We start from the raw sequence: 12,461 nt of genomic DNA, 5'->3' as shown, positions 1-12,461 counted from the left end.
TGTAACAATTATCAACTGCTACATTAATTATCAAATGTTATTTACGCAAATTCGCTTTTATTCTTTCAATGTTAAATAATGCAATTCCAATAACAACTATAAATAAACTAATAAATTGAGATGTAGAAAATATAGATACACTACCTCTAGGGTCACCTCTTAAAAATTCAATTAAAAATCTTCCTATACTATATATAATAAGATAAAGAGAAAATACTCTTCCTTTCTTTCTTTCTTTTCTACTATACCAAAGTAAAAAAAATGCTAACATAAAATCAAATACTGAAGAGAAAATTTGTGTTGGAAATACATGCACATTTGCAGGTGCAAAAGGTGACCTACTAAATTCAACTCCTATTGGTAGTGTTGTAACCCTACCATAACAGCATCCTGCTAAAAAACACCCTATCCTACCAAAGCCTTGCGCCAAAGGTAAGCTTGGAACTAATAAATCACACACACTAAGTGTATTCCACCTCTTTTTCTTACAATATAAATACACTGCTATTATCCCCCCTAAAATAGCTCCATAAATTACAAATCCATTACCAATATTTTTTAATACTGAGGGTTGCTCTATTATGTACTTAATGTCTGTTACTATGTACAGTACTTTCCCGCCTATTAACCCAAAAATAATTACTAATATAGACATGTCCCATATATCGTCCTCATTATATTTCATTTTCTTACTTCTATAGGATAATAGAAAAATTGCTGCAATGATTCCTAAAGTTATCATTAATCCATAACCATAAACTTTCACAAAATAAAACTCAAATAATATCGGTTTCATTTTCATCCTCCTATCAATAATATTACTTGCCTCTTATACGTTCTATTTGAGCTGCCTAGCACAACAAAACACTAAGAGAAGCATAATGCTTCTCTTAGTTAAAAACTCCCTAGAAAACGATTCTCCCACTCACAAGATAGCAATAGACTTTTTTGTTGCTATTACATTAAACAAATTATAATACTTTAAAATGTTTTAAGCAAACACAATTAATTTAACTAAACTAATTTAATGAACTTTTAAAGTTTCAACTATACTTTCAAAAATAGCTCCGTAAGTCTCTTTAAAATTAACTTCCCTTGTAAAAAATGAAAATCTATAAAACTGTTTTCCATCATCAATAAAATATTCATACGCCCTGTACCAATTATCACTACTTGTATTAATTAAATATTGAACTAAATATGTTTTTTTCCCATTTATAACAAAATGGTCAATTTTATAATTTTTGATTTCATTTTGTTGTTGTGATATGTTTTTGCTATTGTCTAAAAATACTTTTAAGTCTTCTTTAGCATTTAACACTTCTACAAATCCATGAATTATTGCATCTGCTGATTGAAAATCATTGTGATACATAATTTCATCACCAGAGAATGTTTTTTCTTTGGTTGTCCATCCGGCTGGTAATTTATAAGTTATTTTTCCATTTGAAGCCACATAACTGTCTAACAAATTAATATTATTTTCTACAAGGATGGTAGTTTTTAATTTATCATCAAATTGTTTCGATATTCCCAAAAGCGTAATCATAAGTCCAAGGATTATTACTATAATTCCAACTTTTTTTTTATTTATAACTATAACCTTCAATGTACCCCTCCATATATTAATATTAATATACTATATGATATATAGTTTGAAAATATTAAAAAATGTGTGGCTAAATTATATAGCCACACATTTTATTTCACTAAAACTATTTTTTTACAGGTACAACAATTGTAGAATTTTTAAAATCGTAGAACATCAACCAATGTCCCATTTCGTCATTATCTTTATCCGAAATCCAAGTTACAAAACCAGTTTTGCCTCCATAAGGTTGATGAGCCTTAGATTTTGTTCCAGGTATTCCATAAACGATATATTTCATTTTTCCACTTGAGTCACATTTATATCCTAGCATAAAGGACCTATAATTTCTAATGTATGGATAATAACAAATCATAGGGTAATAGGCTATTGTATATTTGTTATAGTCACTTAAATCATACATATTGTCTAAATCATGGACAGGTACTTTATACCAAGTACACCACTTAATTTCACTTGAGAAATCAGGTACTTCTTCAAAATCTTTAGCTACTCCTTTAAAGAAATTTCCCATATCGCCTTTAGGATATTCCCCTTTGCAGTTTTTCTTTTGCTTTTTATTATAATCATACTCTTTTTCCTCTTTAGACTTACATTCTTTTTGTTCTTTGTGATGCGCTTTCTTCTTATCTCTACTTTCATCACTATCTTCTTGCCCTTTAACTTCTATCTCTTCCTCTAATTGATCTGAAAATTTAGTACTATCAGCTTCAACTCTTTGTTTTGTATCTAATTCTTTGTAACCTTTATCATCTACATTCTTTTGTTTTTCTAAAGTTTTAACACTTTCATCTTCAACTCTTTGCTCGGTGTCCACCTTTATGTCCGCTTTATTGCCCAATTCTTTATCTGCATTTTTTTGGTTATCTAAGTTCTCAACATTTTCAGCATTACCTCTTTGTTTTGTATCTAATTCTTTGTAACCTTTATCATCTACATTCTTTTGTTTTTCTAAAGTTTTAACACTTTCATCTTTAACGTTTTGCTTCTTTTCTGTTTCTTCTTCTGGATTCTCTCTCACTTCTAGTTGCTTAGCTACTTTATTACCTTTTTCTTTAATTATTTCAATGCTTTGTTCATATTCATCGAATTCATTGACTACGTCCTCTGTTCTTGTTTCTTTCTTTTCCTTATTACAATCGGCTAATTTATAGTTTTTCCAATCATTGGGTTTGTCTGTTGTTGAAAATCCACTCATTATTGAAATTACATTGGTATCAAGAAATTTTACAATTCCAGCACCAATAATTTTTTCAGCAGAAATATCAGTATCTGCTATATTGTCCATATCATACTCATAAAAAGTGTCTACCCTACCGTGATCGTCTATGTTCATCTTTCCAACTTTTATGATTTTGTTTACATCTTTTTTACCACATATCAAAACCATGTAATAGGGTTGTTTCTCTTTCCTTAGGTTTTGCACGTAATAAGAAATTTTACATTTGTTGTTTTTCATTTCTAGCTTTGCATAACCAGAAGGAATTTTATCTGAGTTTAGTGAATAGCCTTTTTCATCTTCTTGTAATATAATAAAGTACCTACTATAATTTTTTTTAGGTGTCACCTTCTTTAGCCTCCATATAAAACTTATTCATTATAATATATGAAGTATCTAATAAAAAATGAACAACATCTGAAAATTTATTTTACATTTCCTATTTCATCCGATAGATTAGCGAATTCCTGGAGTGATAAAGTCTCTCCTCTTCTTTTAGGATCAATGTTTGCTCTTTCAAAACATTTCAGTAAATTTTCTTTGTCAATTCCTATGTCTTTTATCGAATTCCATAAAATCTTTCTTCTCATATTAAACGATTTTCTTACTATAGAAAAGAATAAGTCTTCATCTTTTACCTTAACTTTAGGCTCCTTTAATCTATCCAATCTTATAACCATAGATTCTACCTTAGGCTCCGGCAAAAACGCTGTTGGTGGCACGAGCCGTAGTATTTTCGTGTCACAATAGTACTGAACTAGTATTGAAAACGCTCCATAAGCCTTGCAATTCGGCTCTGAATCTATCCTCTGGGCAACTTCTTTTTGTATCATTATAGTTAAAGATTTAAAATTATAACCCCCAGTAAGTAAGTTAACAATTATTGGAGTCGTTAAATAATATGGTAAATTAGCAACCAATTTTACGGACTTTTCATCCCCAATTAATTCATTGAAATCTACTTTTAAAGCATCATTATGTATAAGTTCAAAATTATCAAACTCTTTAAGCTCATCTTCCAAGATTGGCAAAAGTTTATCATCTAGTTCTATAGCACAAACTCTTTTTGCTCTCCTTAAAAGTGCTCTAGTTAATGTTCCAAAGCCTGGTCCTATTTCAATTATAAAATCTTCTTCATTAACTTCGGCACCATCTACAACATCATCCAGCACAGAGTCATCTATTAAGAAATTTTGGCCTAAACCCTTTTTAAACCTAAATTCATATTTCTTGCTAACTTCACTAATCGTCAAATCTGCCATAATTCATCTCCTTGTTTATTTTTTCTATAGCTTTAATAAATTCTTCTTTTATAATTCCATAATTATTTAGCCTAGTTATAAATTGTGCCGAATTACCATATCCTATACCTAATTCATTTCCTAGTGCATCTCGCCTTTCCTTTGCTCTACTATCAGCTGTTAACTTAAAAAATATCATATCTTGCACATCAAACTCTTTTCTTATCTCTTGAACTTCATATTTTGCAGCTTCAAGCGCCCTTAATATTGTTTCTGGTGATGCATTTTCAACGCCTATATTTCCATCCTTAGTACCTTCCTTTTGAGATATATATGCATGTTTTACATTAGCTACGCGTTTAGTTATAATTTTTCTTATTTTTTCTCCAGCAAAATCTGGATCGGTAAAGATTATTACACCTTTTCTCTTTTGTGCTTCTCTTATCTTATTAATTACCTTTTCGTTGATTCCAAAGCCACCAACAGAAATTAGTTCAGCTTCTACGGCTCTTTTAACTGCTGTTATGTCATCTCTTCCCTCAACTACTATAACTTCTTTAATCATCTTATCCTCCTAATTTTTCATTACAAAAAATAACACTCTCTAAGTATTATCTCAGTGTTTTACTTAACTAATGCATTCGCCTTTATTACATAATCATAAAAAAGGATTATATTCCTTAGTATTTCATTGCATTCCTGCATCTATAATACCATTTTACTTATTAATAGTGAACTACAAAACAAAAAAAAGGAGCTTAAGCTCCTAGTTCATTAAATAAATATTTACGTTTCGTGATCCCCAATCATAGCTTTCTTCACTAGAATCATAATAGAGATCTATTACATTACCCTTTATAGCTCCACCTATGTCATCTGCAATGGCATATCCATACCCCTCGACCCAAAGCTTAGTTCCCAAAGGAATGACGCTTGGATCTACAGCTATCGTACTATAACCACCTGGATTTCTTTTTGCCTTGTTTCCAGTGGAAGTTATACCTAACCCAGGGTCATTTGGACCTTTACCAGTACAATTTAAATCAGCAGTATATGCTGTTGCCCTAACCTTCATTTTCTTAGTATACTTAATATCGCCACCACGAGATGGTGTATATACATTAGCAGTTCCTAAGGCTATGATTTCTTTAACAGGCTTTGAATTAAGGTTCTCACTAAGTAATTTTTTTGATACCTCTTTGCCATTTTCAAAGACAACTGCTGAAGTTATAACCTTCTGCCCTACCTTGCCTTTTTGAATAACTTTTTTGACACCTTTTTTAAGTTCACCACTGCTCTTAGTTTCAGTTGCAAAATCAACCGTTTTAGTTTCTTTGCGATTCTCAGTATTTACTCTTGTAATATTTACTGCGAGACCTGATTTTAGTGAATCACTTTTTGATGGGGTGATCTTGTCTTTATCACTTAATACAATTTTTTCTGCTTTAAGCATAGCTTCCACTGTTTTTTCAGCAGTTTGAATATTGCGTGTCTTCCCATCAACTGTTACTTTAACATTTACAGCTTTTTTTATATATATTTTATCTCCGTCTTTTACTTTACTGTCTAAACTCACTGTTATTTGATCTTTAGCCCCGAGTGCTATATTATTACTCTTTAATATTTGAGTAACATTACTTTTTAAAGTTGTGACTTCAATAGATTTGCCATCAACAATAACAGATATAGCTTTTTGCATGTTAAAAATAGTCACTGTAATGCACGTTAATAAAAGCATTACCACAAAAATTGTCTTGGGACCATTTGAAAAATAGTTCTTCAAATTCTTCTTTACATTTTTCATTATACTTATTCCCTCCCTTGGTCAAGAGCACTTGGGTATTATAACGTGAAGCAATAAATATGTCAAATCTACACCCACTACTCTTAATTTTGACTGTTAATGCATCATTGTGCATAAAATCATAATATTATATTATAATTTAGAAATAGATTAACTAACCCAGTTTTGAGGGTAAACTGGTAAAATTAATATTTACCATTAAAATTATATGTTGACTATTTAGTTTTAAGTACAAGCTTTGTTATGTAATATTATTACATAAACTGAATCTTTAATTATCTTACACTATTTGTTAATTTTTAGCAAATGTTTTATATTAAATGTTGTTGCATCTTCAATTTCTTCTATAGTTTTACACTTAACTTCTGCTATTTTTTCTATTATGTACTTAATGTAATCTGATTGATTCCTTTTCCCTCTATTAGGCTCTGGGGCCATATATGGACAATCTGTTTCTACTAATATCCTGTCCATCGGTACAACCTTTGCAACCTCTGATGTTTTCTTTGCATTCTTAAAAGTTATAACTCCAGTAAATCCTATATAGTATCCTAACTTTAAGCATTCCCTTGCAAATTCAACACTTCCTGAGAAACAATGAACAGTCCCTATTACCTGGGGGAATTCCTTTAATATATCCAAAGTATCTTTATGAGCGTCCCTATCATGGATAACCACTGGTAATTTGAGTTCTTGTGCGAGCTCCATCTGAAGTCTGAATGCAGCCATCTGAGTATCTCTATGTGGGTTTTCTTCGTGATAATAATCAAGTCCTATTTCTCCTATAGCTCTAACTTTTAGATTATTAGCTAAACTCTTTAATTCATCAATAGTTTCCTGATTAACAATATCTGCATATTCAGGATGCACACCAACTGCTGAATATATAAAATCATATTTGCTTGATAATTCTACTGACATTCTCGCACCTTCTAGCGTTGAACCACAGTTTAAAACACCTATTACCTGTTTATCTTTTAGCCCATTTATTACCTTTTCTCTATCTTCATTAAAAGCCTCATCATCATAATGTGCATGTGAATCAAATATCATAATATATACTGTATCAAACTCATAAAATCAAAAGTTTAATAACAGTTTTCACCACCTTTTTTATTAATTAATAAATCCTAAAATTCGCTCCAAATATCTGTTTGATATTATAACACTAATATTAACCTATTTGCAAAATTTTACGGCATATATTGAACTAAAAAGCAAAAGTCACTTTCCTAAGAAAGTGACTTTTGCTCCTTAATGTATACTGTCTAGAGTGAACCCAATATAGGAGATAATAACCCCATAATTGCACCAAGAAGTGCCCCTAGCCAAGTTATAGCAGTTAACTCTTTGCTTGCAATCTGTAAAATAATTTCTTCTCCAAATGCTACATCAAACTCATTGATTTTATCTTCAACAATTTTAGACACATCTAACACTTCAATTACATCAGCTGCTTTATTTTCTATAAATTTATTGTAAATATCACGAACAACCTTAGATGTCGACTTAGATATTTTATCCATATCTCCATTAAATATTGATTTCATCTCTATATCAAGCAACTTATTAATGACTACAGGTACCAATTCTGTGATTTTCACCTCTACAGAATTGCTTCCTAACATAGTATTTATTCTGTTTTTTATAAGTTTTTCTATAATATTTTTGTAATCCACACCTGTTTTCCCTAGTAATTCTTCAACGGATATGTAATTACATAAATTAGATTCAATAGAATTAAATGTATCCCTAATAAGCTTTTCATCTACAATTTCAGCTGTAAATAAGTTAATTAATGGCTGTATACTGTCATCAATTCCTTCTTTAGGTAAATCAGATATTACATTATTAATTGAATTTTCGAGCAACTTATCTATTATCTCATTCACAGCCAAAGCGATATCATTATGATTTTTTTCATCATCTAAGTACTCATCTATACCTACTACAACTTTTTCAAAAATACTATCCGCATTCATAAACATAGCAATCATAGGACTTAATTTATTACTTATTGTTTCATCTACAATTTGTCTTAACTTCTGACTATTTTTTTCTTCTTTCAATAATTTCTTTATTCCCATAGATATATTGTATCTTTTACCATAAACATATACTTTTACATTATTAGTTATCCCTTTAGGTATAACTTCATCAAATTTTTTGTCTAAAATTACTAACTTAGCTATATTTTCTTTTAATACTTTTTGAATTTCATTATAAAAATCTTCAGAATCCTTATACTTTATAGCCGCATTTAACACTTTGTCTTTTATTGAATTATATAACTCGCTTTCACAAATTGTTTGTGGTTTAACATTCAATTCTAACATTATCTGTGAATATACATATTTAGAAATATCTTGCTTAACATCCTCTTCATTCATGTATCCTAGGAGTAATTTAGAAATATTATTATTAGTAGTATTTCCTATAAAATTATTATATTCATCACCTAGTAATACTTTTATCTCTTTTCCTACTGTACTTTCGCTATTTTTCATAGCGCCTACTTTACCTTTTACCCAAGAATCTAATTGTTGATTCATATTCTCGCTACATAGAGACTTCATAATTGTTTCCTTTGTCAAAATATGTTGACCTACAGATTCGCCTACATTTTTAGCAATTCTTGACTTTTCCTTAGGGATAAGGCCTGGTGTAAATGGTACTTTGTGATTAAAAATTCTTATCTCCTTGCGTGGTCTAAACAACATTTTTATAGCTAACCAATTGGTTATATATCCGATAATGGCCCCAATTAAGGAACCTATAACAAATTTCATATTGATTCCCCCTTGTAATTATCTGTAGTAGTTGTAATAATATATTAGAATCTACAGTTATTAATGTTAAATTATCTTACTATACTTCCGGTAGGCAATTCGCCTGGCACTGATATTGCAAATAGCTTGCTATCGTCTTCTGTAGCCGCTGCAATTATCATTCCTTGTGATAATTCCCCTCTTAATGTAACAGGCTTTAAATTAGCTACTAATACCACATACTTTCCAATTAGATCTTCTGGTTTGTAGTTCTGAGCTATTCCTGAAATTACTTGTCTTACTTCTCCACCTAAATCAACTTTTAATTTAAGGAGCTTTTTAGATTTTTTCATCGTCTCGCATTCTAATACTTTGACCACTCTCATATCTATCTTGTCAAAATCTTCTATGGTAATTTCTTGTTTCACTGGTTCTATAGTGGGTTTTCGTGTTAATTTTCTTTGGTCTTCTACAAGTTTATCAAGCTCTTTTATTTTAGCTTCTACATCTATTCTTGGAAACATTATATCGCTTTTATTAACTTTTGTTCCGGCACTTGTTCCATCAAAAGATGCTAAACTATCCCAGGTTGTAACTTCTGCATTTATTTGTGCATTTATTTTCTTGCTTGTAGTTGGTAAAAAGGCTGATATTAATACTGATATTATTCTTAACGATTCTACTAAATTGTACAATACTGTACCTAATCTTCCTTTTTGCGATTCATCTTTTCCAAGTATCCATGGTGTTGTTTCATCTATATATTTGTTAGTTCTTCTAATTAATGTCCAAACATGATCTAGCGCTTCTGAAATTTTAAGTTCATCTATAGCTTTCTCAACCGCAGCTGGAACTGAAAGTGCCAGTTGTATAAGTTCATTATCAACATCAGCTTTTTCTGCAGGCTTCGGTATAACTCCATCAAAATATTTTTCTATCATTGTTACTGTTCTTGATAATAAGTTTCCTAGATCATTAGCTAAATCTGAATTTGTTTTCCTTATGAATATTTCACTAGTAAATATTCCATCAGAACCAAATGGAATTTCATGAAGTAAATAATATCTTACTGCATCCACTCCGAAATGATTAACGAGTATTACTGGGTCTACCACATTACCTCTAGATTTAGCCATCCTTACCCCACCATCTACAAGAAGCCATCCGTGACCAAATACTTGTTTAGGAAGAGGTAGATTTAATGCCATTAACATAATTGGCCAATAAATCGTATGAAATCTTAATATATCTTTCCCTATTAAATGTACATCCGCGGGCCAGTATTTTTCATATAAAGATTTATCTTCTCCATTATATCCAAGGGCCGTTATATAGTTAGATAAAGCATCTATCCATACATATATAACGTGTCCTGGATCGAATTCCACTGGTATTCCCCAGTTAAAGGTTGTTCTTGAAACACATAAATCCTGAAGGCCTGGTCTTAAGAAGTTATTTAACATTTCATTTTTTCTTGATTCTGGTTGAATAAAATCCGGATGAGTCTCTATGTATTCTATAAGTCTGTCAGCATATTTTGACATCTTGAAAAAGTATGCTTCTTCCTTTGCTTTTTCTACAGGTCTTCCACAATCAGGACATTTTCCATCTACTGCCTGAGTTTCTGTCCAAAAAGATTCACATGGAGTGCAGTACCAGCCTTCATATGCGCTCTTGTATATGTCTCCTTGATCATATAATTGCTTAAATAATTTTTGAACAGCCTTTTTATGATATTCATCAGTAGTTCTTATAAACTTATCATAACTTATATCCATTATTTCCCACAATTTTTGTATACCTGCTACTATTTCATCTACATATTCTTTTGGAGTAACTCCTTTTTCCTGTGCTATTCTTTGGATCTTTTGACCATGCTCATCCGACCCTGTTAAAAACATTACATCATAACCTGTAAGTCTCTTGAATCTAGCAATTGCATCAGCCGCTACTGTAGTATATGTATTACCAATGTGTAAATTTGCTGATGGGTAATAGATTGGTGTAGTAATGTAAAAAGTTTTTTTAGTCATAGTTTTTTCCTGCCTCTCATGTTTAAATTATTTATGGTTTACAATATTTATCCAAATTATATTTCACCTTAACTTATAGTAATTTAATAACTATTATTTCCTGGAAAATAAAAAAGTCTCTAAACAGAAAAAAGATTCTGTTTAGAGACGTATTTAACGTTTTACCACTCTAATTCATCTCTACATCACTATAAAGATCTCACTGGGTGACTATCATCACCTGTCAATATAACGGTTGCACCCGTATTATCCCAATTAATAAATTAAAAAGTCTATTTTCAAATAAGCTTTTAACATCTTTATTAAGATAATCTGCTTAAAGGCCATATTCATAAACTAGCATGCTACTGATTTTCACCCTCTTCAGCTCTCTTTTAGCATTTAGTGTTATTACTCTTCTCATCATTGCATTTATTCAATAATAATTGTATTGCAAACAAATCACTATGTCAATAATTTTATCCTAAAATCATGTAAATATACTTAAACTAAGTATTTTCTATAAATTATTACTCCATTCTCTCTAACCTCTCCATGCATTTTGTATCCAATAAATAGTATAAGATATTATTTGTATTATTTAATTCAACTAGAAAAAAAACTTTGCCAAATTAACAGCCATTATAACTGCTGTAATATCTGCAAGTATTGCTGCAACCAATGTATGCCTAATATTTTTTATCTTCACTGCTCCAAAATATATTGTCAAGGTATAGAAGATGGTTTCTGTTGAACCCATTATTATAGATGCAACTCTTCCTATATAACTGTCTGGTCCATATTGCTTTATTATATCAGTAAATACTCCTAAAGCTCCACTTCCAGAAAGCGGTTTTATTAAAACTAAAGGAACAACTTCTGGAGGTAATCCAATAAATTTAACCACGGGTTTTACAAGCCGTATAAAGAAATCTAAAGCTCCAGAAGCTCTAAATACATTAACAGCTATAATCATAGCCAATAGATATGGAAAAATCCTCAAACAAATAGAAATTCCGTCTTTTGATCCTTCAACAAAACACTCATATACTTTTACCTTCCTTATAACTCCATATAAGACTACGAGCACAATAATAATCGGAATTATCCCCTTTAAAATATATGATATTAAATTACCTACAATCACCCTACCCCACCTACCCCCATTAAAATTCAGATATTTATATTGATACACTTTCTCATTAGAAATATTTTTGTAAAATCCTACAAAAAACTATGCCTAAGACTGATGCCGTACCTGTCGCGATTATAGCAGGTACTATAATAATCGCAGGATTTTGGGAACTATACGCAGCCCTAATAGATATTACTGTTGTGGGCAAAAATTGAATGCATGCAGCATTTAACACTAAGAATAAAGCCATGTCATTACTAGCTGTATCTTTTTCATTATTCATCTTCTGCATGTCTTCCATAGCTTTTATGCCAAAAGGCGTGGCCGCATTAGACAGCCCCATCATATTAGCTGTTAAATTCATGGTAATACTGGACATTGCCTTCTGATTTCTTCCAGCTTGTCTAAATATAATTTTTAAAATTGGCTTTAGCATTTTTGCTAATTTATCAGTTAATCCACTTTCTTCAGCAATTTTCATTATTCCACACCAAAGACACATCATTCCAACAAGCCCCATTATTAATTCAACAGCACCCGTTGTTGATGAAACAACTGCTTTTGACACAACTTCTCCTTTTCCTGTAACAATTCCAATAACTATACCTAATGATAAAATTAAAAACCAAATGATATTTATCATATTTTTTCCCCCTAAAACTTAAAATTAAAT

General features: G+C 30.7%; 11 protein-coding genes. All 11 read right to left on the bottom strand.

What is annotated here, in order from left to right:
• Positions 1-37 precede the first annotated feature (37 nt).
• The 11 genes from LGK95_RS06150 to LGK95_RS06100 all read right to left on the bottom strand — a co-directional run bounded on the left by LGK95_RS06150 (position 38) and on the right by LGK95_RS06100 (position 12,431).
• Positions 38-796 (bottom strand): prolipoprotein diacylglyceryl transferase, encoded by a 759-nt coding sequence (locus tag LGK95_RS06150; RefSeq protein WP_226123303.1) that lies wholly within the window; start codon positions 794-796, stop codon positions 38-40.
• Between the two features lie 228 nt (positions 797-1,024).
• Entirely contained in the window at positions 1,025-1,609 is a 585-nt protein-coding gene (locus tag LGK95_RS06145; RefSeq protein WP_226123302.1) for a hypothetical protein, read from the bottom strand.
• 106 nt (positions 1,610-1,715) lie between these two features.
• The gene (locus tag LGK95_RS06140; protein WP_226123301.1) at positions 1,716-3,176 is read right to left on the bottom strand and encodes a DUF7922 domain-containing protein; all 1,461 of its coding nucleotides are present in this window, start codon (positions 3,174-3,176) and stop codon (positions 1,716-1,718) included.
• Positions 3,177-3,253: 77 nt separating this feature from the next.
• A complete protein-coding gene (gene rsmA / locus LGK95_RS06135; protein WP_226123300.1) occupies positions 3,254-4,090 on the bottom strand; it encodes a 16S rRNA (adenine(1518)-N(6)/adenine(1519)-N(6))-dimethyltransferase RsmA in 837 nt (278 codons plus the stop codon).
• Positions 4,071-4,634, bottom strand: coding sequence for a ribonuclease M5 (gene rnmV, locus LGK95_RS06130; RefSeq protein WP_226123298.1), 564 nt, complete (start codon positions 4,632-4,634; stop codon positions 4,071-4,073). The genes rsmA and rnmV overlap by 20 nt, the downstream gene beginning before the upstream one ends.
• Positions 4,635-4,835: 201 nt before the next feature.
• Positions 4,836-5,873, bottom strand: coding sequence for a ubiquitin-like domain-containing protein (locus LGK95_RS06125; RefSeq protein WP_226123295.1), 1,038 nt, complete (start codon positions 5,871-5,873; stop codon positions 4,836-4,838).
• A 285-nt stretch (positions 5,874-6,158) separates the two neighbouring features.
• Positions 6,159-6,926, bottom strand: a complete 768-nt coding sequence (locus tag LGK95_RS06120) for a TatD family hydrolase (RefSeq protein WP_226123293.1) — start codon at positions 6,924-6,926, stop codon at positions 6,159-6,161.
• Between the two features lie 215 nt (positions 6,927-7,141).
• Complete coding sequence (locus LGK95_RS06115) at positions 7,142-8,662, bottom strand: DUF445 family protein (protein WP_226123291.1); 1,521 nt, start codon at positions 8,660-8,662, stop codon at positions 7,142-7,144.
• Positions 8,663-8,733: 71 nt separating this feature from the next.
• On the bottom strand, positions 8,734-10,674 hold the full coding sequence (metG, locus tag LGK95_RS06110; protein ID WP_226123289.1) for a methionine--tRNA ligase: 1,941 nt from the start codon (positions 10,672-10,674) through the stop codon (positions 8,734-8,736).
• A gap of 589 nt (positions 10,675-11,263) precedes the next feature.
• Positions 11,264-11,782 carry a spore maturation protein gene (locus tag LGK95_RS06105; protein ID WP_226123514.1) on the bottom strand — a complete coding sequence of 173 codons (519 nt, stop codon included), beginning with the start codon at positions 11,780-11,782 and terminating at the stop codon, positions 11,264-11,266.
• A gap of 73 nt (positions 11,783-11,855) precedes the next feature.
• A complete protein-coding gene (locus tag LGK95_RS06100; RefSeq protein WP_226123287.1) occupies positions 11,856-12,431 on the bottom strand; it encodes a nucleoside recognition domain-containing protein in 576 nt (191 codons plus the stop codon).
• Positions 12,432-12,461 lie beyond the last annotated feature (30 nt).

The organism is Clostridium algoriphilum, assembly GCF_020443705.1.
Classification (GTDB): domain Bacteria; phylum Bacillota; class Clostridia; order Clostridiales; family Clostridiaceae; genus Clostridium_AD; species Clostridium_AD algoriphilum.
This window is presented reverse-complemented; position numbering and strand designations above follow the sequence as displayed.